This is a genomic window from Pantoea sp. AN62, assembly GCF_050432985.1.
In the GTDB taxonomy this organism is placed as follows: domain Bacteria; phylum Pseudomonadota; class Gammaproteobacteria; order Enterobacterales; family Enterobacteriaceae; genus Pantoea; species Pantoea brenneri.
In genome coordinates, this window is record NZ_JBNPYB010000007.1 from 190,667 (window position 1) to 216,832 (window position 26,166).

Genomic DNA, 26,166 nt, shown 5'->3' on the forward strand with positions numbered 1-26,166 from the left:
TGAGCCGAGCGCAGCGAGACAACGTTGCTTCAACAACGTCCCGCAGGGCAGGCTCGCAGAGCCAGGTAATCCTCTCTCGCCGACCATTTTAGAAACCTGACTGAAAAGACAGGTTTTTTTTCGTCTGTCGGTTAGCGAAAGACCGGCCGCGTCGCTATTCTGCGACAGTTAACCTGTTGATTTTATAAGGATGTTCGACAGTTTCTCGTGGCTGTCTCCAGAGAGAGACAGCGAAGCGGACCGGTGTCGCTGAATACCGACACTCGCGGCAGGCTGTTTACGTCACCTTATTCCGTATTTTTATTAAATAACTGATTTAAAAAGGCTTTGAAAATAAAATCTAAGCTGGCATGAATTATGCAATAATAAACCTGTAGATGCTCATTCCACCTCTTATGTTTGCTGATGCAACATAAACCTGGGAATGATGCAGAGCCAATTTTTAGGTACCTGTTGTCTGCCTGCCTGTATCGCGAAAGTCTTACAGGGTTAACAGACACCACGTTGAGTCAGGTACCTCCCGGTTGTCTTACCGACCTGATCTTGCACCTGCCTATGGCAGGTGTTTTTTTATCTGCGGTTTACTGCCGGCTGGCGGTAAATGTCGGGCACAAAAAAGCCGGGCAAGCCCGGCTTTTATCTTTCTCTCCGGCCAATCAGGCGCCGGGATTGTTCTTCAGCGTCAGCAATAAGCCTTCACGACGCATCTTTGCCGCTTCTTCCGGGCGACGCAGGCGATCGTATACATCCGCCAGCCAGGCATAGTCGAACGCATCAGGACGCTGTGCCAGCGCCTGCTGCAGCGCTTCGGCCGCCTGTTGCCATTCACCATGACGCATCAATAGCTGACCCAGCGTACTGTGCAGCAGCGGCGTAGCACCATGCTGTTTAATCTGCTGGCGTAACGCTTTCTCCAGCGCTTCCGGATTCCCGCTCTTGATGCGTGGCATCAGCAGCACCAGCCGATCGTCATAGTGGCGTTTCAGCCCCTCCAGGACGATTGACTGCGCGGTATCGTGATCGTCACACTCAATCAGGTGGTCAGCCATCGCGACCTGCAGCGTGGTTTCCTGACGGGTTTTGCGGCTCAGATTGCCCCACCAGCGCTTCAGTCCGTCGCTACCCTGATCGGCCATCGCCTGACTCATCAGGCCCAGCCAGGCCTGTTGCTGCAGGGCAGCGCGGTGATCGTCATCGCCAACCTGTGCTTTCTGCATCGCCGGTAGAATATCCAGCAGGGCGCTCCAGGCGCCGGTACGGATATAAGCCTGCTCGGCCAGGCGCAGCACTTCAGGATGGCGCGGCGCAACTTCCAGTAAACGATCGATGCTGTGACGCGCGGCGTGATCTTCATTACGCGCCAGCTGAATACGCGCACGGGCAATTTCCACCGGAATGGTGTTGCTGTCTGACAGTTCAGCCGCCCGCTCCAGATGCTGATTGGCGCGGACTTCATCGCCACGCTGTTGAGCTGCTTCCGCCGCCAGCAGGTAGTTGGCGACCGGCACATCGGCATGATCGGCATCTTTAGACAGCAGTTTTTCAACCTGACGATGGTCGCCTTCCGCCAGCTTCATCAGCGCGGACTGGGTATGACGCTGGGCGCGACGACGTTTACGACCGGTAAACCAGCCGCGGGTACGGGCACCGGTATGCAGCACGCGACGCAGCAGCCATTCCACGGCCAGAATCACCAGCAGGCTGATGATCAGGATAATCACCAGCCCGGTCACACTGGTCTCGATATTCCAGTTATCGGTCTGAATCAGCACGTAGCCCTGATGACCAGCGATCATCGGTCCCAGCACCACGCCAGCAATCAGCAGGATAAAGAGGATAAATACCTTAAGCATGCTTAGCCTCCCTGCTGATTAGCAGCGGCAGAGGGTTGCGCTAACAGGTTCCGCACGCGGGTTTGCATCAGCTGCTCAAGTAACGGCTGGCTTTCGAGGTTGTCCGGCAGATCCATATTGATGCTCTGCTGGCTCAGCTCATCCAGCTGGGCGAGAAACGCTTTGGTGGCGGCATCATTGGTATCGTACCAGGCGCGAACCCAGGCGGAGACGGTGTCGATCGACTGTTTGTAGATCTCATCCTGATGACGCGGAACCGCCTGAGCGGCAATCAGCAGACGGGAACGAATGTTCTCACGCAGATAAACATCCTGATTAGGTGCCAGCAGCGGTTGTGCGGTGTTATCACGGCGACGGATGGTAATAAAGTCATCCATAAAGTTGTGCCAGCTTTTCACCAGATTCTGTCGCCATTCGCGCACTGAACCTGACAGCTCACCACCGTCGCTGTCCATCGGCGCATCATCGCTGTCGTTATCGGCCAGACGCAGATTGTCGACATTGTTCGACAGCTGATTCAGCTTCAGGATCACGCCATCATAGTCGACCTGGCTGACCGATGAGAGGGTGCTGATATCCTGGGTTAACGCGCGACGGACATTCATCACGCTCGGGTCGTTCATGTCAGCCAGGCTGGCATCGGCGCTTTTCAGCAACGCGGCGGCGGTGGTGACATCCTGATCGCTCCACAGTTTGCGACCCGCCAGTTTCACCAGGTAATCCGCCTGCGCCAGCAACCAGCTGCGCACGTCGTTGCCTGAAATCACAGCCACTTTCTCACGCAGCGTTTCCAGCTCTTTGGCAGAGGCGCCCTGTTGGGCTTCCGCCTTCTGCAGCGCGGTTTCGGTGCTACTCAGCTGCTGCGTTAGCTGCTGTTTGTCGTTGCTGGCCTGCTGCTGAAGCGCGCTAAGCTGTTCGCTCAGACGCTGGTTGGTTTGTGCCTGTAAATCAGCCTGATGTTTCCCATTAAGGTATAAACCTGCACCAATCGCCAGCGCAATGACGATCGCAACCGCACCCAGCACCATGCCACCGTTTTTTGCTTTACGGGGTGGTGTGGCGTTGCTGGCAGCAGAGCGGTCGACCGCTGGGGTGGTTTCTTCAACCATGGCGGAGGAGTCTTTTTGTTCCGTCATATGTGGCACATCCCATTGTTAAAGTTCAGCGTAACGCGCGCAATAGCGCATCGTTATCGGCACCATCGGCTACCTGAATATCCTGCCAACCCAATCCTGCGGCCAGGGTAGCCAAACGTTCACTGACGACAATCAGTCGGCAGTTGAGCAGCCATTCCTCGCGATCGATCGCGGGGAACAGCGAAAAAAGCTGTTGTAACATTTCTCCACTGGTCACCACCAGCACCGAGACGCCGCGATCGCGCCATCGCCGGCCTTCTGTCGCACCGTTATAGTGTTTCTGACAGCGCTGGTAGCAGGCGGCAAACGACACCTCTGCGCCGCGTTGCGTTAAGGTCTCCGCCAGTAGCTCCCGGCCGGGGTTACCGCGCAAAATCAGCGCACGCTTATGGGCAACCAGCTGCAGCGTATTTAACTGAATTAACTCTTCACTGGTTTCATGTGCATGCGGCCAGGTCACCTGCTGACCACTGACGGTATGGAACGCCAGCGCAGTGGATCGACCAATTGCATAATAGTCCAGCCCGGGGGGCCACGCTGTGACGGCGTGTTGAGCGTAGTGGATAACCTGCTGCGACAGGATAAAAACCAGATCGCCAGGTTGCAGATCGGCTAACTTTTGCGGCAGATGAGGCAGGTCGACGCCCGGCGCGAATTCAATCAGCGGCAGGCTCCATGCCTGCTTACCCAGGGCATGCAGGCGTGATACCAGCTCTGCTGCTGCGGGTTCCGGACGCGTCACCAGAATGGTCATGCCGGCGGCTGCCCCTGGTAAACTTCACGCAGGATTTCACGCGCGCCGCCGTTAAGCAGCTCATCGGCAAGTGAAATGCCCATCTGTTCTGCCTGATCGCGCGGCCCGCGGCGCTCGCCGCTGACCATCACGCTGCCATCCGGCGCGCCGACCATGCCACGTAGCCAGAGCTCATCGCCTTCCAGCACCGCAAAGCTGCCGATGGGCACCTGACAACCGCCTTCTAAGCGGGTATTCATGGCGCGTTCTGCTTTGACGCAGACGGCGGTATCATCGTGGTTTAACGCCTGCAACAGGCTGATTAAGTGGCTGTCGTTGAGACGGCACTCAATGCCGACCGCGCCCTGACCGACCGCGGGCAGGGAAACATCTGCCGGCAGCGCCTGACGGATCCGATCCTGCAGTCCGAGGCGCTTCAGTCCGGCGACGGCCAGAATAATGGCGTCATAGTCGCCAGCATCGAGTTTACCCAATCGGGTACCGACGTTGCCACGCAGCGAGCGGATCACCAGATCCGGACGACGGGCGCTGATCTGACACTGACGGCGCAGGCTGGAGGTGCCGACGACCGCGCCATGCGGCAGGGCATCAATGGAGTCATAGTGATGAGAAACGAACGCATCGCGCGGATCATCGCGCTCGCAAATGGTGACCAGACCCAGACCGGCAGGGAAATCGACCGGCACATCTTTCATTGAGTGCACCGCCATGTCGGCCCGGCCATCCAGCATCGCCTGTTCGAGCTCTTTGACAAACAGCCCCTTGCCGCCCACTTTAGCCAGCGGCGTATCAAGGATAATGTCACCTTTGGTGACCATCGGCACCAGCTCAACCTGCAGGCCAGGATGGGCGCTCATCAAGCGTTGCTGTACATAATGTGCCTGCCATAATGCCAGCGGGCTTTGTCTTGTAGCAATTCTGAAAATTTTGTCTAACATGCTGTTAACCATTTTGATCGTTCACTGAATATCCTATCATCTATGAGGGAATGCTGTCAGTTTCAACGGATTGAAAACGGCCTGCTCACGGATTAGGCCCGATTTATCAAGGCTCATTTGATACCGATGCTGAAAAGGCGGGAAGCCAGTAAGAACGTGCTAAACTGTTAAGTAGCGCAACTTTCTTTACGGTCAATCTGCCGAGTGTTAGATTGATCACGTTTCCAGCAATAATCTGCCCACTTTTTCACTTTATAAGCGGCAGATGGTGGAAACAGGGTGCTTAAACACTGGGACAATCAGGCGAAACGTCTTGTACCTCTACATTGAGACACTGAAACAGAGACTGGATGCAATCAACCAGCTGCGCGTCGATCGTGCACTGGCTGCCATGGGACCCGCTTTTCAGCGCGTCTACAGTCTGCTGCCAACCTTATTACATTATCAACATCCGCAGATGCCGGGTTACCTTGAAGGTAACGTTCCACATGGCATCAGCTTCTTCACGCCTGATGAAAATCAGCGTCAGCTACTGGCCGATTTGACCGGCGACAGCGATCTGCGCCTTGCCGATGCGCCAAAAGGCGAAATGCCGATCACCGCGATCTATTCGATGGGCAGCACCTCGTCGGTCGGTCAGAACAGCGTGTCGGATCTCGACATCTGGGTCTGTCATCAATCCTGGCTGGACAATGAAGAGCGCCTCAATCTGCAGCGTAAATGTACCATGCTGCAGAAATGGTGCGTCTCAATGGGCGTGGAAGTGAGCTTCTTCCTGATCGATGAGAACCGTTTCCGGCATAACGAAAGCGGTAATCTGGGCGGTGAAGATTGCGGTTCGACCCAACATATTCTGCTGCTGGACGAGTTTTACCGCACGGCGGTGCGCATGGCGGGTAAACGTATCCTGTGGAACATGGTGCCCGGTGAAGAAGAGCACCATTATGACGACTATGTGATGTCGCTCTACGCCAAGGGTGTGTTGACGCCAAACGAATGGCTCGATCTGGGCGGCCTTGGCACGCTGTCGGCGGAAGAGTACTTCGGTGCCAGCCTGTGGCAGCTGTATAAAAGTATCGACTCGCCGTATAAAGCGGTGCTGAAAACCCTGCTGCTGGAAGCCTACAGCTGGGAATACCCGAATACACAACTGCTGGCGATGGACATCAAACAGCGCCTGCACGACGGCGAAATCATCTGCTTCGGGCTTGATCCCTATTGCATGATGCTGGAACGCGTTACGCATTATCTGACCAGCGTGGACGATCAGCCACGTCTCGATCTGGTGCGCCGCTGTTTCTACCTCAAAGTGTGCGAGAAACTCAGCACCGAAGAACATCAGCATCGCACCGGATGGCGGCGTGAAATTCTGTCGCAGCTGGTGAAAGAGTGGGGCTGGGATGACGAGAAAATAGCCATCCTGGATAACCGCGCAGAGTGGAAAATCGAGCGGGTGCGTGAAGCGCACAATGAACTGCTGGATGCGATGATGCAGAGTTATCGCAACCTGATCCGGTTTGCCCGCCGCAACAATTTAAGCGTCAGCGCGAGTCCGCAGGACATCGGCGTGTTGACCCGTAAACTGTACGCTGCGTTTGAAGCACTGCCAGGCAAGGTTACCCTGGTCAACCCGCAGATTTCGCCCGATCTTTCTGAGCCGAACCTGACCTTTATTCATGTGCCGCCTGGCCGGGCCAACCGCGCTGGCTGGTACCTGTATAATCAGGCACCGGACATGGATTCGATCATCAGCCATCAGCCGCTGGAATATAACCGCTATCTGAATAAGCTGGTGGCGTGGGCGTGGTTTAACGGTCTGCTGACCCGCAAAACCCGGCTGCACATTAAAGGCAATGAGATCTGCGATCTGGCGCGTCTGCAGGAGCTGGTCAATGACGTCTCCAGTCATTTCCCGCTTCGCCTGCCGGCCCCGACGCCAAAAGCGCTCTACAGCCCGTGTGAAATTCGTCACCTCGCGATTATCGTCAACCTCGAGCACGATCCAACCTCGGCGTTCCGTAATCAGGTGGTGCACTTCGACTTCCGTAAGCTCGACGTGTTCAGCTTCGGCCAGCAGCAGCAGTGCCTGATTGGCAGTATCGACCTGCTCTATCGTAACTCGTGGAATGAAGTGCGTACGCTGCACTTCAGCGGCGAACAGGCGATGATCGAAGGGCTGAAAACCATTCTTGGCAAGATGCATCAGGATGCCGCGCCGCCGGATACGGTCGAAGTGTTCTGCTACAGCCAGCATCTGCGCGGGCTGATTCGGACCCGCGTGCAGCAACTGGTGTCGGAATGCATTGAGCTACGGCTTTCCAGTACGCGACAGGAGCCGGGTCGCTTCAAAGCGCTGCGTATGGCCGGCCAGACCTGGGGTCTGTTCTTTGAACGCATGAGCGTTTCGGTACAGAAGCTGGAAAACGCCGTCGAATTTTACGGCGCGATTTCCAATAACAAGCTGCACGGCCTGTCGATCAAGGTGGAAACCAACCAGACGCCGCTGCCGCCGGTGGTTAACGGCTATGCCAGCGAAGGCATCATCCAGTTCTTCTTTGAAAACACCACCGATGAGCGCGGTTTCAACATCTACATTCTTGATGAGACTAACCGGGTTGAGGTTTACCATCACTGCGAAGGCAGCAAAGAGGAGCTGGTGCGAGACGTCAGCCGTTTCTACTCCTCGTCGCACGATCGCTTTACCTACGGCTCAAGTTTTATCAACTTCAACCTGCCGCAGTTCTATCAGATCGTGAATACCGGTGAACGTTTCCAGGTGATTCCGTTCCGCAGCCAGACGCTGACGCAGCTGTGCGCCTCGCCGCCTGATAACGACAACGGCGACTATCAACCGCGCTATCAGGTGCATTGAACCCGATCGGCCGCCTGCCTGCTCAGGTGGCCGTCATCTTTCCGGCCTGACACTCTGCTCACGCTATTTGCGGGGATTTCCTGTTGCTTTTCCAACTTCAACTGCGATGATAAGCATCCAGGTAAAGGACATGAAGAGCATAAAGAATGAAGAAAGTGATAAGCCTGTTGGCGATGGCGCTGGCCGTGACCAGCCTTGCCGGTTGTGGTCTGAAAGGGCCGCTTTACTTCCCGCCGAAGGACCAGCCGAAGAAGCAACAAGCCCCGACTGAACGCCAGAAAGCAGACGCCTCTAAAGCGGATGTCAACGGTCTGGTGACCGGCGATTCGAGCGCGCAAGCGAACTAATATAATGGCTTATCCGGCGGAGCTAAAAATGCAGTTCTCCAAAATGCACGGTCTCGGCAACGACTTTATGGTGGTCGATGCGGTGACACAAAACGTCTTTTTCTCGCCGGAGTTGATCCGCCGGCTGGCCGATCGTCATTTGGGGATCGGTTTTGATCAATTGCTGATTGTTGAACCGCCTTACGATCCCGATCTCGATTTCCACTATCGCATTTTCAATGCCGATGGCAGCGAAGTCGCGCAGTGCGGCAACGGCGCGCGCTGCTTTGCCCGCTTCGTTCAGCTGAAAGGGCTGACCAACAAAAGTGATATTCGCGTCAGTACCCAGAATGGCCGTATGGTGTTGAGCGTGACGCCGGACGATCAGGTGCGCGTCAACATGGGCGAGCCCAACTTTGAGCCGCAGCAGGTGCCGTTTCGCGCCAATAAAGCCGAGAATCTCTATCTGCTGCGCGTGGCCGAGCAGACGGTGATGCTGGGGGCAGTTTCCATGGGCAATCCCCACTGCGTTATTCAGGTCGAAAGCGTAAAAACCGCGCAGGTTGAACTGCTGGGGCCGATTCTGGAAAGCCATGAGCGCTTCCCGGATCGCGTTAACGTCGGCTTTATGGAAATCATCAATCCGGAACACATTCGTCTGCGCGTGTATGAACGCGGCGCAGGGGAAACGCAGGCGTGCGGCAGCGGAGCCTGTGCTGCCGTTGCGTGCGGCATTCAGCAGGGTATTCTGGCGCCGAAAGTGCGCGTTGATTTGCCCGGCGGAACGCTGCATATCGCCTGGAAGGGGGCGGGTCAGCCACTCTACATGACCGGTCCCGCCACACATGTCTACGATGGGTTTATTCATCTATGAAAAATATCGAAGAGCAGGCGGACAGTACGGTCCTGCTGGACGATCAGGCCGTCAGTGATTATCTGCGGCAAAATCCCGATTTCTTCATTCGCAACGCCCGCCAGATTGAACAGATGGCGGTGCCGCATCCGGTACGCGGCAGCGTGTCACTGGTTGAGTGGCACATGGCGCGGCAGCGTAACCATATCCAGCAGCTGGAAGAAGAGATTACCCTGCTGATGGAACAGGCCACCGCCAATCACGAATTGTTTGATCGCTTGCTGGCGCTGCAAAGCCATCTGGCGGCAGCGGATTCGCTGCAGGAGATGCTGAACCGTCTGCACCGCTGGGCGCGTGAACTCGGCCTGGCCGGGGCCAACGTGCGGCTCTTCAGCGATAAATGGCAGCTCGGCGCGCCTTCGGATTTCTTCCAGCTTAGCCTGTCGCGTCAGGCCTTTGAGCCGCTGCGCATCCAGCGCTTCGGTAATCAGCATCACTATCTGGGCAATATCAATGGCCCGGAATTACTGCTGCTGCTACCGCAGGCGAAAGCGATCGGTTCGGTCGCGATGTCGCTGATGGGCGAAGCCGGCGATCTGGGCGTGCTGATCTTCAGCAGCCGCGACAGCCAGCATTATCAATCTGGCATGGGTACCTTGCTGCTGCAGCACCTGTCACAGATGATGCCTGATTTGCTGACTCGCTGGATCGAACGCGCATGAGCAGCGCGCTGCAGGAGGCCGTCGACGGATTTCTGCGCTACCTCAAGGTGGAGCGCCAGCTCAGTCCGCTGACCCAGAGCAGCTATGCTCGCCAGCTGGCGGCGCTGGTCGCGATTGCCGATGAGATGAAGCTCAGCGCTTGGACGCAGCTTGAACCGGCGCAGGTGCGCAGCATGGCGGCACGCAGTCGTCGCGCCGGTCTGGCCGCCAGCAGTCTTGCATTACGCCTCTCCGCGCTGCGCAGCTTTCTCGACTGGCAGGTCAGCCAGGGTTTGCTCAGCGCGAACCCGGCGAAAGGGGTAATGACGCCGCGTAAGGCGCGCCATCTGCCGAAAAATATTGATGTCGATGACGTAAACCAGCTGCTGGAGATCGATCCCAGCGATCCGCTGGCGGTGCGCGACCGCACCATGCTGGAAGTGATGTACGGCGGTGGTCTGCGTCTCTCTGAACTGGTGAATCTGGATTGCCGTCATGTCGATCTCGATTCCGGCGAGGTGTGGGTTGTGGGTAAAGGCAGCAAAGAGCGTCGTGTGCCGATTGGCCGTACCGCGGTCAGCTGGATCCAGCAGTGGCTGCCGCTGCGCACCAGCTTTGGCGGCCAGGATGACGCGCTGTTTCTCTCTACGCGCGGCAACCGGATATCGGCGCGCAACGTGCAAAAGCGTTTCGCCGAATGGGGCATTAAGCAGGGCGTGACCAGCCATATTCATCCGCATAAACTGCGGCACTCCTTTGCGACTCACCTGCTGGAATCGAGCGGTGATTTGCGCGCGGTGCAGGAGCTGCTGGGCCATGCCAATCTCTCGACCACCCAGATTTATACCCATCTCGACTTTCAGCATCTGGCTTCGGTCTATGATGCTGCGCATCCCCGGGCCAAACGAGGAAAGAACGAATGAAGTTTTATCGTCCGCTGGCTGCCATCAAAGCGATTACCTTCGACCTTGATGACACGCTGTATGATAACCATCCGGTGATCCGCCGGACCAGCGCTGAGTCCCACGCGGCGTTACAGGCCTTTCATCCGACGCTGCGCGATTTTACGCCGCAGGCTTATCAGGCGCTGCGCGATGAGTTGCTGCTGCGTGAACCGGAGATCTACCACGATGTGTCGGAGTGGCGGCGGCGTTCGGTTGAGCTGGCGATGCTCAATATCGGCTTGTCTGCGGCTGATGCGATGGCCGGAGCGGAGCAGGTCATGGCGGTGTTTCATCAATGGCGTAGTCAGGTTGAGATGCCGGATGAGACCCATCAGACGCTGAAAATCCTGGCGGAGAAAGTCCCGCTGGTGGCGGTCACCAACGGCAATGCCTGCCCGGAAAAAATGGGCATTGCCGATTACTTCCGGTTCACGCTGCGGGCGGGGCCGGATGGACGTGCGAAGCCGTGGCAGGATATGTATCAGCTGGCGGCACAGCGGCTTAACATCGCCCCTCAGCACATTCTGCACGTCGGCGACGACCTCACCACCGATGTGGCTGGCTCGTTGCGTTGCGGTATGCAGGCCTGCTGGATTAACCTGCGTCAGGACAACCTGATGCAGATCGCCGATGCGCGCCTGTTGCCGCATGTCGAAATTTCGCAGTTGGCATCACTCACCTCACTGCTATAATGGCTGTAAATTTATCCAGTCGTCTCCCTTACTTTCGCGCTGCGGCCGTGGCGGCAGCCGGGTTTGTTCCCGCCGCAGGCCGGACACCGGCAGCCGTCGCCTGGCGTCAGGCGTAACAGACCGGGCGACGACCTTTTTCTTTGGTAAACGGGGCTTATGGACGTTTCTGAACTGCTCGACGGTTTGAATGACAAACAGCGCGAGGCCGTAGCGGCACCGCGCAGTAACCTGCTGGTGCTGGCAGGCGCGGGCAGTGGAAAAACGCGGGTGCTGGTCCATCGCATCGCCTGGCTGCTGTCGGTCGAAAACTGTTCGCCTTACTCGATTATGGCGGTGACCTTTACCAACAAAGCGGCGGCCGAGATGCGTCACCGTATCGAGCAGCTGATCGGCACCAGCCAGGGCGGCATGTGGATCGGTACCTTCCACGGCCTGGCGCACCGCTTGCTGCGTGCCCACCATCTGGATGCCAATCTGCCACAGGACTTTCAGATCCTCGACAGTGAAGATCAGCTGCGGCTGCTAAAACGTCTGATCAAATCGATGAATCTGGATGAGAAGCAGTGGCCGGCTCGCCAGGGCATGTGGTACATCAACGGCAAAAAAGATGAAGGTCTGCGGCCAAAGCACATTGAAAGTTATGGCAATCCGGTTGAGCAGACCTGGCTGCGTATCTATCAGGCCTACCAGGAAGCCTGTGACCGTGCCGGTTTAGTCGACTTTGCTGAACTGCTGCTGCGCGCCCATGAGCTGTGGCTCAATAAGCCACACATTCTGAATCACTACCGCGAACGCTTCACCAACGTGCTGGTGGACGAATTCCAGGATACCAACAACATTCAGTATGCGTGGATCCGCATGCTGGCGGGGGACAGCAGCCGGGTGATCATCGTCGGCGATGACGATCAGTCTATCTATGGCTGGCGTGGGGCGCAGGTCGAGAATATCCAGCGCTTCCTGCAGGATTTCCCCGGCGCGGAAACCATCCGCCTTGAGCAAAACTATCGCTCAACCAACAACATTCTGAAGTCCGCCAACGCCCTGATCGCCAACAACAACGGCCGTCTGGGTAAAGAGCTGTGGACCGACGGCAGCGACGGTGAACCCATCTCCATCTATTGCGCCTTCAATGAGCTGGATGAAGCGCGCTTCGTGGTAAACCGCATCAAGACGTGGATGGAAAACGGCAACGCGCTGAATGATTGCGCCATTCTCTATCGCAGCAACGCCCAGTCACGCGTGCTGGAAGAGGCGCTGCTGCAAAGCAGTATGCCCTACCGTATTTATGGCGGTATGCGCTTCTTCGAACGTCAGGAGATCAAAGATGCGCTCTCCTATCTGCGCCTGATGGCCAACCGCAATGATGATGCAGCATTTGAGCGCGTGGTTAACACCCCGACGCGTGGCGTGGGCGATCGTACGCTCGACGTGGTGCGCCAGACCGCGCGTGAACGACAGATGACGCTGTGGCAGGCAACGCGTGAACTGCTGCAAACCCGCGCGCTGGCTGGCCGGGCCGCGTCGGCGCTGCAACGTTTCTGTGAACTGGTCGATTCGCTGGCGACGGAAACCGCAGAGCTGCCGCTGCACGTCCAGACTGACCGGGTGATCAAAGACTCCGGTCTGTGGCTGATGTATGAGCAGGAGAAAGGTGAAAAAGGTCAGGCGCGAATCGAAAACCTTGAGGAACTGGTAACCGCCACACGCCAGTTCAGCTATCAGGATGAAGATGAAGACTTAATGCCGCTGCAGGCCTTTTTATCGCACGCGGCGCTGGAGGCAGGCGAAGGCCAGGCCGACAAATGGCAGGATGCGGTGCAGCTGATGACGCTGCACTCGGCGAAAGGGCTGGAGTTCAGCCAGGTGTTTATCGTCGGCATGGAAGAGGGGATGTTCCCGAGCCAGATGTCGCTGGACGAAGGCGGCAGGCTGGAAGAGGAACGTCGACTGGCTTACGTTGGTGTGACCCGCGCGATGATCAAGCTGACGCTAACCTACGCCGAAACCCGCCGACTGTATGGTAAAGAAGTGTATCACCGTCCTTCACGTTTTATCGGCGAGCTGCCGGAAGAGTGCATTGAAGAAGTGCGCTTACGCGCCAGCGTCAGCCGTCCGGTGAATCATCAGCGGATGGGTGCGCCGATAAGCAAAAACGACAGCGGTTTCGCGCTGGGCCAGCGGGTGCATCACGCGAAATTTGGTGAAGGCACCATCATTAATCTGGAAGGCAGCGGTGAGCATAGCCGCCTGCAGGTGGCTTTCCAGGGGCAGGGAATCAAGTGGTTAGTGGCGGCTTACGCCAAACTGGAAACCCTGTAGCCTGCGGTTGACGACATTTTCGTCTCAGCGTAACATGCGCCCACTATTATCATGAGAGGACAATGCCTTGGACACGCCCAGTCGATGCTGGCTCACTAACCTGGATAACAGGAATAACATCTAAGGCTACCTCTCTACGCGGGTAGCCTTAGCGGTTATCAGCGACCTCCCTTTTCTAATCCCGTCGCACGAGTCAGCACTGATTTACCCTTGAAACTGTGTTTCCGTGTTCAGGTTGCCCGTTCCGCTTGGTGAACGGCGGACTGCCTTGTCCCATTTAGTCTGCAATGGGGAGTATTGCTATGCTGAGCGCATTTAAACTGGATCACAGCCGCCTGACGCGTCTGGAGCTGGAAGACGAAAACGACAAACTGACCACCTCCGTCTGGGTCGATCTGATCGAACCGGAAGAGGGCGAGCGTGACCGGGTGCAATCCGAACTCGGTCAGAGCCTGGCAACCCGGCCAGAGCTGGAGGATATTGAGGCCTCGGCGCGCTTCTTCGAAGATGAAGATGGCCTGCATATACACTCCTTCTTCTTCTATGAAGATGCTGAAGATCACGCCGGTAACTCCACCGTGGCGTTCACCATCCGTGAAGGCCGTCTCTATACGCTGCGTGAACGCGAACTACCGGCCTTTCGGCTCTATCGCATGCGCGCCCGTAATCAGACGCTGATCGACGGCAATGCGTTTGAGCTGCTGCTCGACCTGTTTGAAACCAAAATCGAACAGCTGGCGGATGAGATTGAGAACATCTATAGCGCCCTGGAAAAACTGAGCCGGGTGATCATGGAAGGTCAGCAGGGCGAAGAGTACGATCTGGCGCTGTCGCGTTTAGCCGAACTGGAAGATATCGGCTGGAAGGTGCGTTTGTGCCTGATGGATACCCAGCGCGCGCTCAACTTCCTGGTGCGTAAAGCGCGTTTGCCGGGCAATCAGCTGGAGCAGGCGCGTGAAATCCTGCGCGATATCGAGTCGCTGCTGCCGCATAACGAATCGCTGTTCCAGAAGGTGAACTTCCTGATGCAGGCGGCGATGGGCTTCATCAACATCGAGCAGAACCGCATTATCAAGATCTTCTCGGTGGTTTCGGTGGTGTTCCTGCCGCCGACGCTGGTCGCCTCAAGCTACGGAATGAACTTTGAGTTTATGCCAGAGCTGAAGTGGAGCTTTGGTTATCCCGCCGCGATTGGCCTGATGATTCTGGCCGGACTGGCGCCTTATCTCTACTTTAAACGTAAGAACTGGTTATAAAGCAGGCAGCGGGTCGTCTGAGACGGCCCGTTTTGCTGGTCCCCGTCTGCATTTCTGCGTAATCTTACCCCCTCTTTTTACAAATAATTAACTTCTTATGGATGCACTCTCGTTGCGCGCGCAGTGGACACTGCTGTTATTCAGCTCGGTGCTGTTGGGCGGCGTGCTGCAATTTTTTCATCTGCCCGCCGCGCTGTTGCTGGGACCGATGATTGTCGGTGTGGTGATGGGGCTGTCAGGCGCGACAATGCGCATTGATAAACGGCTGTTTCTGCTGGCGCAGGCGGTACTGGGCTGCATGATTGCGCAGAGCCTTTCGCCCTCTATTCTGACTCCGCTGATTCAGGACTGGCCGGTGGTGCTGGCGGTGCTGCTGCTGACGCTGGCGGCCAGCGGCCTGTCAGGCTTTCTGCTGGTCCGCTTCAGTCATCTGCCCGGCCCGACCGGCGCATGGGGATCGTCACCGGGCGGTGCATCGGCAATGGTCGCAATGGCTGGCGATTTCGGTGCCGACGTGCGGCTGGTGGCATTCATGCAATATCTGCGGGTGCTGTTTGTCGCCACTGCGGCGGCGCTGGTGGCCCGGATCGGACTGGGCGATGCGGCCCATAGCGTTTCGCTGCTGTGGTTCCCGCCGCTGAATCGCGGTTTTGCGGTAACGCTGGCGGTGATGCTGACTGGAGCATGGCTCGGGACCCGGTTGCGCATTCCTTCCGGTGCCTTATTGCTGCCTGCCCTGGCGGGTGCGGCGTTGAACACCAGCGGGATGGCAATTTTGCAGGTGCCGGAATGGCTGCTGGCACTGGCTTACGCGCTGATTGGCTGGAGCGTCGGCCTGCGCTTCACCCGGCCGGTATTTTTGCTGGCTCTGCGCACGCTGCCGCAGATGCTGGCGTCGATCTTTGGATTGATGCTGCTGTGTGGCGGACTGGCGTGGATGCTGACGCGCGTACTGCACATCGATCTGATGACGGCTTATCTCGCCACTAGCCCAGGCGGACTGGACACGGTGGCGATTATTGCTGCCGGAACCCAGGTCAATATGGCCTTTGTGATGGCATTACAGACGCTGCGGCTGTTTACCATCCTGCTGACCGGTCCGGCAATGGCGCGCTTTATCTCACGCTATGCGCGGCCGGCCACGGAATGAAAATGCCACCGCATCACAGACAAACACCAGCAGTGCCAGCCAGATAAAGCCAAAGGTCACCATTTTGTCTGGCGTGATGGTTTCGCCGTAGAACACCACCGCCAGCACGAACATCAGCGTCGGGCCAAGATACTGAAAGAAGCCGACGGTAGAGAGACGCAGGCGGCTACAGGCGGCAGCGAACAGCATCAGCGGAATGGTGGTGACAATACCTGCCGCCACCAGCTTCAGGTTCAGGCTCAGCGGGTTGGCCGATAGATGGCTGGTGGCACTGTCGGCAAAAGCAAACAGGTAGATGGCCGCCAGCGGAAACAGCCACAGGGTTTCAATCAGCATTCCGCTCTGCGCATCCACCTGAATCTTTTTGCGTAACAGCCCATAAAAAGCAAAGCTCAGCGCCAGACCCAGCGCGATAATCGGCAGCGAACCGAACTGCCAGAGCTGTACCAGCACACCGACGGTAGCCAGCACCACTGCCAGCCACTGTAAGCGGCGAAAACGCTCGCGCAAAAACAGCATGCCAAATACTACGTTGATCAGCGGGTTAATAAAGTAGCCGAGACTGGCCTCCAGCATATGCTGGTTATTCACCGCCCAGATAAACAGCAGCCAGTTGCCGCCGATAGTGAGCGCGGTAAGCGCCAGCAGCAGCACTTTTTTCGGCTGGCGCAGGACGCTGTGAACGCCTGGCCAGCTGCGCGTCAGGGAGATCAGGATCAGCATAAACAGGGCTGACCAGATTACCCGGTGCGTCATGATTTCGGTTGCCGGAACATTTTTTACCAGCTTGAAATAAGCCGGGGCGATGCCCCAGATAAAGTAAGCGCCCAGTGCAAAGCCAACGCCCTGGCGAGTTTGTTGCGTATCCATGTCTGTCCTGTTGTAAGGCGAAATTAGCCGATCAGATAAGTGGCGGTTGCGGTAGCGATATAATCACCCTGCTGGTTGTGCAATTCGACGCGGGCCACCGCGACTTTGTTACCGGCGCGCAGCAGACTGCTGGTGGCGGTAAAGCGTTCGCCGCGTCCCGGACGCAAATAGTCAACGCGCATATCGATGGTGCCCATGCGGGAGAGGCGCTGACGCAGCTCCTCTTCGCTGATGCTCTCCTGGCGCGTCAGGGCATTGCTGACGCACACCATGCCCGCCGCGACGTCCAGCACGGAAGCGATCACGCCGCCGTGCAGAATCTGCTGGGCAGTGTTGCCGACCAGCATGGTTTGATTGGCGAAACTGATTTCGGCATAGTCGGCATCCAGCCGCGTCAGCTCCAGACCTAGCGCCTGATTAAACGGCATGTGGTAGACGAAAATCTCGCCAACCAGACGGCGGGCATCCTGCTGCGTCAGCACAAGTGATGACATGATGAAGTGTCCTGAAAAATTCGGGCCAGAGGGGCGCGTAATGTTAATGAGATGTGTATTCTATGCCGCTCGCGAGGGGGTTTCCAGTTTAAGAAATCAGCTCTCATCTTCACTGCCATTTGCGTGTAGAATGGCCTGCTTTTTACGACACCCTTTCAGAAATTTTTACTACGCAGCGCTCACCGGAGAATTTTATGCGTAAGCATCGCGCCTTGCTGGCGGCTATGTTATTACTTCCTGCACTGGCGCAGGCGGACGAAGCTCAGGTTAAAGAAGTGCATGACGCGCCGCAGGTTCGTGGCAGCATCATCGCTAACCTGCTGGAGAAGCATGATAATCCGTTCGTCCTCTATCCTTACGAGAACAACTATCTTCTCTACACTTACACCAGCGATCTCAATAAAGAGGCGATCTCCTCCTACAACTGGGCAGAAAACGCCCGTAAGGATGAGGTAAAATTCCAGCTCAGTCTGGCATTCCCGCTGTGGCGCGGTATCCTGGGCGATAACTCGGTGCTGGCTGCCTCATATACGCAGCGTTCCTGGTGGCAGTTGTCGAATCGCGGTGAGTCATCACCATTCCGCGAAACCAACTATGAGCCTCAGATTTTCCTCGGCTGGGCAACCGATTATTCTTTTGCTGGCTGGACGCTGCGTGACGTGGAAGTGGGCCTGAACCATGAATCCAATGGCCGAAGCGACCCAACCTCACGTAGCTGGAACCGCGTCTATACCCGCCTGATGGCGGAGAACGGGAATTTCCTGGCGGAAATCAAACCCTGGTACCGGATTCCGGAAGGCGAAAGCAGCGATGATAATCCCGATATCACCAAATATATGGGTTACTACCGCGCCAAAGTTGGCTATAAGCTCGGCGACAGCATCTTTAGCGTCGAAGGCAACTATAACTGGAACAGCGGTTATGGCGGCGCGACCATGGCCTGGAGCTATCCGATCTCGGAGCATGTTCGCTTCTATACCCAGGTGTTTAGCGGCTATGGCGAATCGCTGATCGATTACGACCATCGTCAGACCCGTCTGGGTGTAGGCGTAACGCTTAACGACTTGTTCTAATCAATTACGTAAGACAGGAATAGAGTGGCAACCTCGGCAGTCCTAAATCAGGAAGCGCTGGCGCAGCAGGTATTGCAGGATACCTTCGGCTACCAGCAGTTTCGTCCCGGTCAACAGACGATCATCAACCAGGCGCTGAGCGGGCGTGATTGTCTGGTCGTGATGCCGACCGGCGGCGGTAAATCACTGTGCTATCAGATTCCGGCGCTGGTGCGCGAGGGGCTGACACTGGTGGTCTCGCCGCTGATCTCGCTGATGAAAGATCAGGTCGATCAACTGCTGGCCAACGGTGTTGCGGCGGCGTATCTCAATTCGACCATGACGCGTGAGCAACAGCAGGCGGTGATGGCAGATTGCCGTACCGGTCGGGTTAAGCTGCTTTATATCGCGCCAGAACGCCTGATGATGGATAACTTCCTGGAGAATCTGGCGTACTGGCAGCCGGCCATGCTGGCGGTCGACGAAGCGCACTGTATTTCTCAATGGGGTCACGATTTCCGTCCGGAATATGGCGCGCTGGGGCAGATGCGTCAGCGTTTTCCGGATTTGCCGGTGATGGCTCTGACCGCCACCGCCGACGAAACCACCCGTAACGATATCGTTAACCTGCTGCATATGCAGGATCCGCTGATCCAGATCAGCAGCTTTGACCGTCCCAATATTCGCTACACGCTGGTCGAAAAATTTAAACCTACCGAGCAGCTGCTGCGTTACGTGCAGGATCAGCGCGGTAAGTGCGGCATTATCTACTGCAATAGCCGGGCGAAGGTCGAAGATACCGCCGCGCGCCTGCAAAGTCGGGGACTGAGCGTCGGGGCCTACCATGCCGGCATTGACAGCGAGCAGCGCGCCCGGGTTCAGGAAGCATTCCAGCGTGACGATCTGCAAATCGTGGTCGCCACGGTGGCGTTCGGGATGGGCATCAATAAGCCCAACGTCCGCTTCGTGGTGCATTTCGATATCCCGCGCAACATCGAATCCTACTATCAGGAAACCGGGCGAGCGGGGCGTGATGGCCTGCCTGCCGAGGCGATGATGCTCTACGATCCGGCGGATATGGCGTGGCTGCGAAAATGTCTCGAAGAGAAAGCGCCAGGCCCGTTGCAGGACATTGAGCGTCATAAGCTCAACGCGATGGGCGCCTTTGCTGAAGCGCAGACCTGTCGCCGTCTGGTGCTGCTCAACTATTTTGGTGAGGGCCGACAGCAGCCGTGCGGCAACTGCGATATCTGTCTCGATCCGCCCAAGCGTTACGACGGACTGGTCGAGGCGCAGAAAGCGCTGTCCGGTATCTATCGCGTCGGCCAGCGTTTCGGTATGGGCTATATTGTCGAAGTGCTGCGCGGTGCCAATAACCAGCGGATCCGCGAGCACGGTCACGACAAACTGCCGATTTATGGGCTGGGCAAAGACCAGAGCCATGAGCATTGGGTCAGCGTGTTACGTCAGCTGATTCACCTCGGACTGGTGACGCAAAACATCGCGATGCATTCAGCGCTGCAGCTAACCGAAGCGGCAAGGCCGGTGCTGCGCGGCGAAGTGCCGCTGATGCTGGCAGTGCCGCGCCTGATTACCGCGAAGCCGAAGAGCAACAGTTCGGCGAAATTTTATGGCGGCAACTACGATCGCAAACTGTTTGCCAAGTTGCGCAAGCTGCGTAAAGCGATCGCTGATGAAGAGAATATTCCGCCTTACGTGGTGTTCAATGACGCCACGCTGATTGAGATGGCAGAACAGATGCCGGTTAGCGCGTCAGAGATGCTCAGCGTCAATGGCGTCGGTCACCGCAAACTGGAGCGCTTTGGCAAACCTTTCCTGGTGATGATCAAAGAGCATCTTGATGATGAAGAGTAAAGGATACTAATAATGCTGATGTTATTCGCCACCGTGGCACTGGTTCATCTGGTCGCACTGATGAGCCCCGGCCCCGATTTCTTTTTCGTTTCGCAAACCGCCGCCAGCCGTTCACGCAAAGAGGCGATGATGGGCGTGCTGGGCATTACACTCGGCATCGTGGTCTGGGCCGGGGTGGCGCTGATGGGGCTGCATCTGATTCTGGAGAAAATGGCCTGGCTGCATCAGATCATTATGGTGGGCGGCGGTCTTTATCTGCTGTGGATGGGCTGGCAGCTGATGTGTTCAGCGCGTCAGCGTCATAAACAGCCGCAGCAGGATGAGCCGGTGGTTGAGCTGCCGAAACGTGGCATGAGTTTCATCAAGGGTCTGCTGACCAACCTGTCCAACCCTAAAGCGATCATCTACTTCGGCAGCGTATTTTCCCTGTTTGTAGGCGATGACGTCGGTGCAGCCGAGCGCTGGGGCCTGTTCTTACTGATTATCGGCGAGACATTTGCCTGGTTTGCGCTGGTTGCCGCTATCTTCGCAATGCCGTGGATGCGTAACAGGTATCAGCGCCTGGCGAAGTGGGTCGATGGCATGGCTGGCGTGTTGTTTGCCGGCTTTGGTATTCATCTGATCATTTCCCGCTAAGGCGGAACGCGTGCGGCCGGTTCATCGCCAGGCCGCGCCACAATCGCCAGAGGGCAGGGCGATTGCGTCTTTTTCACCGGCTGGTAGCTCTCAGGCAATGCGCCGCGCGCTGGCCAGCAGCGCACCCACCGCCATAAACAGCCCGCCAAAAATACGGTTCATCAGCTTCATCTGCTTCGGCCCTTTAATCCAGCCCGCAATGCGCGTCGCTAAGGTGGCGTAGCCAATCATCACGATAATATCGACCACCACGGTGGTCACGCCCAGCACCACGTACTGCATCAATAGCGGCTGATGCGGCTGGATGAACTGCGGAAACAGCGCGGCCAGGAAAACGATACTTTTCGGGTTGGTCAGGTTAACCAGAACGGCGCGTTTGAACAGACGACGACGCGGCATCGCTTTGGCAACCGCATCAAGATCGATGCCGCCAGCCGATCGCCATTGCTGAATGCCAAGCCACACCAGATAGGCAGCACCGGCCCATTTGAGAATTTCAAACGCCAGCAGCGACTGGGAGAACAGCGCACCCAGACCGATCCCGACCAGCACAATATGCACGGCCAGCCCGACCTGCAAACCGGAGATCGAGGCAACCGTGCCGCGATAACCATGGCTGATGCCGGTACTCATGGTATTAATAGCGCCCGAACCGGGCGACAGGCTAAGAATTGTGGTGGTAAGCAGGTAGGTCAGCCACCATTCAATGGTCATGGGATGCGCTCTCTTTAGCGGCGGAAATGTGACACAATACGCCAGAAATAAGCGCGGCGCTATGGCCGACACACAGCGTTAAGGACACTTTTTTCCGGTCATCAGGGGGGCGAATGAATCAACACAAAGCCAGTTGGCTGCGACGAGAAAAAGCCTTTGCTGCCTTCGCTACCGGGCCACTGCTCGATTTCTGGCACCGGCGTGAGGAGCGTGAATTTACCGGCGTCGGTAATCTCACTCTGCGTTACGTACGCTTCACCTCACCACAACATAAGCGTGTGGTGCTGATTGTGCCCGGCCGCATCGAGAGCTATATAAAATATCCTGAGCTGGCGTACGATCTGTTCCATTGCGGTTTTGACGTGGTGATCCTCGATCATCGTGGTCAGGGCCGCTCCGATCGTCTGCTGGAAGATTCACACCGCGGCCACGTGGCAGAATTCGCGCATTACGTCGACGATCTGGAGACGCTCTACCTGAAAGAAATTGTCAGCGGCCACTATCAGCAGCGTTATGCGCTGGCCCACTCCATGGGCGGGGCCATTTTAACGCTGTTTCTGGCGCGACAGCCGCAGGCTTTTCATGCGGTTGCGCTGGTGGCACCGATGTTTGGTATCGCGCTGCCGTTGCCCTCTTTCCTAGCGCACCGGATCCTCGACTGGGCCGAGAAACGCCCGGCGCTGCGCGACGGTTACGCGCTGGGTACCGGGCGCTGGCGGGCGCATCCGTTTGGCATTAACCGGCTGACGCACAGTGCTGAGCGTTATCGGCGCAGCCTGCGTTTTTATGCCGACGATCCGGCAATTCGCGTCGGTGGCCCGACTTATCATTGGGTGCGCGAAGGCATTCATGCCGGTCGCAACATTATCAGTCAGGCCGATAAAATCACCACCCCGCTACTGCTGCTGCAGGCCAGCGACGATCAGGTGGTGGATAATCGTTCGCAGGATCTTTTTTGTGCTGCCATGGCGGCGGCGGGTCATCCGTGCGAAGGCAACAAACCGCGGGTGATCAACGGTGCGCGTCATGAGATCCTGTTCGAAAAAGACGACATGCGCGCCGAAGCGCTTAATGCAGTGATCGACTTTTTTTCATCGCATCGCTGACGTTCATTATCCGACTGGCCACGGCCAGCAGAATCAGATACCCGAGGTTTTCATGTACCACATCGTTGCATCCGATCTGGATGGCACGCTGCTTTCTCCCGAACATCGCCTGACGCCTTTTGCACGTGAAACGCTGCAACAACTGGTGGCAAAGGATATCCACTTTGTTTTCGCCACCGGTCGCCATCATATCGATGTCGGACAGATGCGTGACAGCCTGGCTATCCCGGCGTATATGATCACCTCAAACGGCGCGCGGGTACATAACGCCCAGGGCGAGCTGGTGTTCAGCCATAATCTGGATGAGGATATCGCTAACGACCTGTTTGGCCTGCAGTATCATCACAGCGATATTCTGACCCACGTTTACCGTGATGATGAGTGGTTTGTCAGCCGTTCACGTCCCGCTGAGCAGGACTATTTCCGTGAATCGGTATTCAACTATCAGGTTTATGAACCGGGTCTGTTGCCGACGGATAACATCAGTAAGGTCTTTTTTACCTGCGAAGATCCCGAGCATCTGATTCCGATGGAGCAGGCGATTGAAGCGCGCTGGGGCGATCGGGTCAACGTCAGTTTTTCACTGCCTACCTGCCTCGAAGTGATGGCGGGCGGCGTATCGAAGGGGCATGCGCTCGAAGCCGTGGCGAAGCAACTGGGTCATACGCTGCATAATTGCATCGCCTTTGGCGACGGCATGAATGATGTCGAGATGCTGAGCATGGCGGGTAAAGGATTCATCATGCACAACGCGCACCAGCGGTTGAAAGACCGGTTGCCTGAACTGGAAGTGATCGGGTCCAACGCCGACGATGCGGTGCCGCAGACGCTGCGTGACCTCTATCTTTCCTGACAGAACAGCGCAAAAAAGGGCCGGTTAACCGGCCCTTTTTTATTGCCGTCAGGCCAGTTTTTGCTTGTGTTTATGCTCGCTAACCATGGTGAGTAACAACAGGATCACCGCCAGTACACAGCCAGCAATCATCACCAGGAAGCCGCCGTCCCAGCCAAAGTAGTCGACGGTGTAGCCGACAATGGCGCTGGCCGCGACGGAACCGCCCAGATAACCAAACAGACCGGTAAAGCCCGCAGCGGTGCCGGCGGCCTTCTTCGGTGCCAGTTCCAGCGCGTGCAGACCAATCAGCATCACCGGCCCGTAAATCAGGAAGCCAATCACGATCATACAGGCCATATCAACGCCGGGGTTGCCCGCCGGGTTCAGCCAGTAAATCACGGTGGCGATGGTGACCAGCGTCATAAAGAACACCCCGGTCGCACCCCGATTACCCCGGAACACTTTGTCCGACATCCAGCCACACAACAGCGTTCCCGGAATGCCGGCATACTCATACAGGAAGTAGGCCCAGGAGGACTTATCCAGCGTGAAGTGCTTCACCTCTTTCAGGTAGGTCGGTGACCAGTCCAGAATGCCGTAGCGCAGCAGGTAGACAAACACGTTTGCCAGGGCGATGTACCACAGCAGTTTATTGGGCAGTACATATTTCATGAAGATCTGCTTAGCCGTCAGCTCTTCTTCATGGCTGGCATCGTAATCCGGCGGATAGTCGTTTTTGTACTCTTCAATCGGCGGCAGACCACAGGACTGCGGCGTGTCGCGCATCAGGGCAAAGGCGATGAACGCCACCAGGATGGCACCAAAAGCGGGCATGTAGAGCGCCGCTTTCCAGTCGTTGAACCACGCCATACCGAGCAGAAACAGCAGTGGCGGCAGGCCGCCGCCAACGTTATGGGCGCAGTTCCACACTGAGACAATGCTGCCGCGCTCCTTCTGTGACCACCAGTGCACCATGGTCCGTCCGCACGGTGGCCAGCCCATTCCCTGGAACCAGCCGCAGATAAACAGCAGGACGAACATCACCATGATGCTGGAAGTGGCCCACGGCACAAATCCCATAAACAGCATCACCGCAGCAGCCAGGATCAGCCCGGCCGGTAAAAAGACGCGTGGATTTGAGCGATCGGACACCGAGCCCATGATGAATTTGGAGAAGCCGTAGGCGATGGAAATGCCTGACAGAGCGAAACCGAGGTCGCCACGTGAAAAGCCTTGCTCCACCAGATACGGCATGGCGAGCGCAAAGTTTTTTCTGACCAGGTAGTAGGCGGCGTAGCCGAAAAAGATCCCGATGAAAATTTGCCAGCGCAGGCGACGGTAGAGCGGATCAACGCGATCCGCTGCCACCTGCGGCTGACGTGGTGCAGGTTTAAAAATACTCAGCATCAGTGAGGCCCTCCAGGGCACTTTATGGTTTTTACATTCCCAGTGGTTGGGTCAAAAAAAAGCAAAGGGAAAATGGCGGCGTGATGTTCCATTTCGCGCAAAGAATAAAATTAGTGACGCGGTGTTACTGTGATGTGTGACACATTTGTTACAGTTTTATTACACTTAAGAGCGAAAGTGATCATCAGATGGTTTATTTCGCGCATTTTGCGCCGCAGGCAGGCGTGAAAAGAGAAGGTGATGCTAACCAGCCGTAACAAAGCTCTTGTCGGTTGTATTTGTTTGCCTGGTAAATAACCAGATGTAAACCAGATAGTGCAGCCGCCTGACAGCACATTGTTTACACTGTCGCTCTGTTAATTTCGGGGTCGTTACCGTGTTCTTATTGATTATTACCACCATTCTGTGGGCTTTTTCGTTTAGCCTGATTGGCGAATATCTTGCCGGTCAGGTGGACAGCTGGTTTTCCGTGCTGATGCGACTGGCGCTGGCCGCGCTGGTCTTTTTGCCGTTCCTGCGCTGGCGCGGCTATCGTCCCTCAACGCTGCTGCTCTATATGCTGGTGGGGATGTTGCAATTAGGGGTGATGTACCTGCTGAGTTTCGAAGCCTACCTCTATCTCAGCGTGTCAGAGTTCCTGCTGTTTACCGTGATGACGCCGCTCTATGTCACCCTGATTTATGATCTGATCAGCCGCCGTCCGCTGCGGGTCGGCTATATCTTCAGCGCCTTGCTGGCGGTAGCGGGTGCGGCCATCATTCGCTACGACAAAGTCAGCGATAACTTCTGGACCGGCCTGTTGCTGGTGCAGCTGGCAAACATCTGCTTTGCTGCCGGTATGGTGGGCTATAAGCGCCTGCAGGAAACCCGTCCGATGCCGCAGCACACCGCCTTCTCCTGGTTCTATCTGGGGGCGGTGGTGATCGCGGTAATCGCCTGGTTTGCCTGGGGCAATCCGCAGAAATTACCCACCACCTCACTGCAGTGGGGCATTCTGGTGTGGCTGGGCGTGGCCGCTTCAGGGCTGGGCTACTTTATGTGGAACTATGGCGCGACCCAGGTTGATGCCGGCACGCTTGGCATCATGAACAACATGCACGTGCCTGCCGGTCTGCTGGTTAATCTGGCTATCTGGCAGGAGAAACCGCACTGGCCGAGCTTCATTGCCGGAGCGCTGGTGATCCTCGCCTCGCTGTGGGTGCATAAGCGCTGGGTGGTGGGGCGCGGTGACCGATCATAAACAGGGCTGTTGCATGGGTGCTGCCTCCCGGGCTGGCGCGTCCGATCGCGAAGGAATCTCACATCCCTGTGGATCGTCCGGGCCAGGGATGGCGAGGCAGTGCTGCATGGATGCAGGCTTTCTTTGCGATCAGGTGCGCCACT

General features: G+C 56.8%; 24 protein-coding genes. 16 read left to right on the top strand and 8 right to left on the bottom strand.

Going from position 1 to position 26,166, the window contains the following annotated elements:
• Positions 1-656: 656 nt before the first annotated feature.
• From hemY to hemC, 4 genes are read right to left on the bottom strand one after another with little or no spacing between them, the layout of a single operon-like run.
• Positions 657-1,853, bottom strand: a complete 1,197-nt coding sequence (hemY, locus tag FHW04_RS10615) for a protoheme IX biogenesis protein HemY (protein ID WP_031375047.1) — start codon at positions 1,851-1,853, stop codon at positions 657-659.
• A gap of 2 nt (positions 1,854-1,855) precedes the next feature.
• On the bottom strand, positions 1,856-2,989 hold the full coding sequence (gene hemX / locus FHW04_RS10620) for a uroporphyrinogen-III C-methyltransferase (protein WP_031375046.1): 1,134 nt from the start codon (positions 2,987-2,989) through the stop codon (positions 1,856-1,858).
• 25 nt (positions 2,990-3,014) lie between these two features.
• A complete protein-coding gene (gene hemD, locus FHW04_RS10625) occupies positions 3,015-3,743 on the bottom strand; it encodes a uroporphyrinogen-III synthase (protein ID WP_089561593.1) in 729 nt (242 codons plus the stop codon).
• Positions 3,740-4,681 carry a hydroxymethylbilane synthase gene (hemC, locus tag FHW04_RS10630; RefSeq protein WP_046289559.1) on the bottom strand — a complete coding sequence of 314 codons (942 nt, stop codon included), beginning with the start codon at positions 4,679-4,681 and terminating at the stop codon, positions 3,740-3,742. Before hemC ends, hemD begins: the two co-directional genes overlap by 4 nt.
• 313 nt (positions 4,682-4,994) lie before the next feature.
• Between hemC and FHW04_RS10635 the strand changes: the two genes are divergently transcribed.
• The 10 genes from FHW04_RS10635 (at position 4,995) to FHW04_RS10680 (ending at position 15,794) form a co-directional block, all read left to right on the top strand.
• Positions 4,995-7,553: a class I adenylate cyclase gene (locus FHW04_RS10635; RefSeq protein ID WP_031375043.1), complete on the top strand. Its 2,559-nt coding sequence runs from the start codon at positions 4,995-4,997 to the stop codon at positions 7,551-7,553.
• Positions 7,554-7,699: 146 nt separating this feature from the next.
• A complete protein-coding gene (gene lptM / locus FHW04_RS10640) occupies positions 7,700-7,900 on the top strand; it encodes an LPS translocon maturation chaperone LptM (RefSeq protein WP_031375042.1) in 201 nt (66 codons plus the stop codon).
• A 28-nt stretch (positions 7,901-7,928) separates the two neighbouring features.
• Positions 7,929-8,753 (top strand): diaminopimelate epimerase, encoded by an 825-nt coding sequence (dapF, locus tag FHW04_RS10645; protein ID WP_031375041.1) that lies wholly within the window; start codon positions 7,929-7,931, stop codon positions 8,751-8,753.
• Complete coding sequence (locus FHW04_RS10650) at positions 8,750-9,454, top strand: DUF484 domain-containing protein (protein ID WP_031375040.1); 705 nt, start codon at positions 8,750-8,752, stop codon at positions 9,452-9,454. Before dapF ends, FHW04_RS10650 begins: the two co-directional genes overlap by 4 nt.
• Positions 9,451-10,356: a tyrosine recombinase XerC gene (gene xerC, locus FHW04_RS10655; protein ID WP_046289560.1), complete on the top strand. Its 906-nt coding sequence runs from the start codon at positions 9,451-9,453 to the stop codon at positions 10,354-10,356. The genes FHW04_RS10650 and xerC overlap by 4 nt, the downstream gene beginning before the upstream one ends.
• Positions 10,353-11,069 (top strand): 5-amino-6-(5-phospho-D-ribitylamino)uracil phosphatase YigB, encoded by a 717-nt coding sequence (gene yigB, locus FHW04_RS10660; RefSeq protein WP_089561592.1) that lies wholly within the window; start codon positions 10,353-10,355, stop codon positions 11,067-11,069. Before xerC ends, yigB begins: the two co-directional genes overlap by 4 nt.
• Before the next feature lie 156 nt (positions 11,070-11,225).
• On the top strand, positions 11,226-13,388 hold the full coding sequence (gene uvrD, locus FHW04_RS10665; RefSeq protein WP_031375038.1) for a DNA helicase II: 2,163 nt from the start codon (positions 11,226-11,228) through the stop codon (positions 13,386-13,388).
• 67 nt (positions 13,389-13,455) lie between these two features.
• Positions 13,456-13,512 carry a YsgD/CorL family protein gene (gene ysgD / locus FHW04_RS10670; RefSeq protein ID WP_353846917.1) on the top strand — a complete coding sequence of 19 codons (57 nt, stop codon included), beginning with the start codon at positions 13,456-13,458 and terminating at the stop codon, positions 13,510-13,512.
• A 178-nt stretch (positions 13,513-13,690) separates the two neighbouring features.
• Entirely contained in the window at positions 13,691-14,644 is a 954-nt protein-coding gene (corA, locus tag FHW04_RS10675; protein ID WP_031375037.1) for a magnesium/cobalt transporter CorA, read from the top strand.
• 97 nt (positions 14,645-14,741) lie between these two features.
• Positions 14,742-15,794 carry an AbrB family transcriptional regulator gene (locus FHW04_RS10680; RefSeq protein WP_046289561.1) on the top strand — a complete coding sequence of 351 codons (1,053 nt, stop codon included), beginning with the start codon at positions 14,742-14,744 and terminating at the stop codon, positions 15,792-15,794.
• Here the strand turns inward: FHW04_RS10680 and rarD are convergent.
• Together rarD and FHW04_RS10690 are read right to left on the bottom strand one after the other, a co-directional pair.
• Complete coding sequence (gene rarD, locus FHW04_RS10685) at positions 15,765-16,664, bottom strand: EamA family transporter RarD (RefSeq protein WP_089561591.1); 900 nt, start codon at positions 16,662-16,664, stop codon at positions 15,765-15,767. The genes FHW04_RS10680 and rarD overlap by 30 nt on opposite strands.
• Positions 16,665-16,687: 23 nt before the next feature.
• Positions 16,688-17,158, bottom strand: coding sequence for a thioesterase family protein (locus FHW04_RS10690; RefSeq protein WP_031375035.1), 471 nt, complete (start codon positions 17,156-17,158; stop codon positions 16,688-16,690).
• Between the two features lie 194 nt (positions 17,159-17,352).
• Here FHW04_RS10690 and pldA point away from each other — a divergent pair, with 194 nt between their 5' ends.
• Genes pldA through rhtC form a run of 3 tightly spaced genes read left to right on the top strand, consistent with a single transcriptional unit; the run spans position 17,353 to position 20,721 of the window.
• Positions 17,353-18,231: a phospholipase A gene (pldA, locus tag FHW04_RS10695; RefSeq protein WP_031375034.1), complete on the top strand. Its 879-nt coding sequence runs from the start codon at positions 17,353-17,355 to the stop codon at positions 18,229-18,231.
• Between the two features lie 24 nt (positions 18,232-18,255).
• Positions 18,256-20,085, top strand: coding sequence for an ATP-dependent DNA helicase RecQ (recQ, locus tag FHW04_RS10700; RefSeq protein WP_031375033.1), 1,830 nt, complete (start codon positions 18,256-18,258; stop codon positions 20,083-20,085).
• Positions 20,086-20,097: 12 nt separating this feature from the next.
• Complete coding sequence (gene rhtC, locus FHW04_RS10705) at positions 20,098-20,721, top strand: threonine export protein RhtC (RefSeq protein WP_031375032.1); 624 nt, start codon at positions 20,098-20,100, stop codon at positions 20,719-20,721.
• A 90-nt stretch (positions 20,722-20,811) separates the two neighbouring features.
• Here rhtC and rhtB read toward each other — a convergent pair whose 3' ends face one another.
• The gene (gene rhtB, locus FHW04_RS10710) at positions 20,812-21,435 is read right to left on the bottom strand and encodes a homoserine/homoserine lactone efflux protein (RefSeq protein ID WP_031375031.1); all 624 of its coding nucleotides are present in this window, start codon (positions 21,433-21,435) and stop codon (positions 20,812-20,814) included.
• A gap of 113 nt (positions 21,436-21,548) precedes the next feature.
• Here rhtB and pldB point away from each other — a divergent pair, with 113 nt between their 5' ends.
• Entirely contained in the window at positions 21,549-22,541 is a 993-nt protein-coding gene (gene pldB / locus FHW04_RS10715) for a lysophospholipase L2 (protein ID WP_089561590.1), read from the top strand.
• Positions 22,542-22,593: 52 nt separating this feature from the next.
• A complete protein-coding gene (yigL, locus tag FHW04_RS10720) occupies positions 22,594-23,394 on the top strand; it encodes a sugar/pyridoxal phosphate phosphatase YigL (protein ID WP_031375029.1) in 801 nt (266 codons plus the stop codon).
• Positions 23,395-23,442: 48 nt separating this feature from the next.
• Here the strand turns inward: yigL and glpT are convergent, their stop codons facing one another.
• Entirely contained in the window at positions 23,443-24,783 is a 1,341-nt protein-coding gene (gene glpT, locus FHW04_RS10725) for a glycerol-3-phosphate transporter (protein ID WP_031375028.1), read from the bottom strand.
• 376 nt (positions 24,784-25,159) lie between these two features.
• Between glpT and FHW04_RS10730 the strand changes: the two genes are divergently transcribed.
• Positions 25,160-26,023, top strand: coding sequence for a carboxylate/amino acid/amine transporter (locus FHW04_RS10730; protein ID WP_031375027.1), 864 nt, complete (start codon positions 25,160-25,162; stop codon positions 26,021-26,023).
• Positions 26,024-26,166 lie beyond the last annotated feature (143 nt).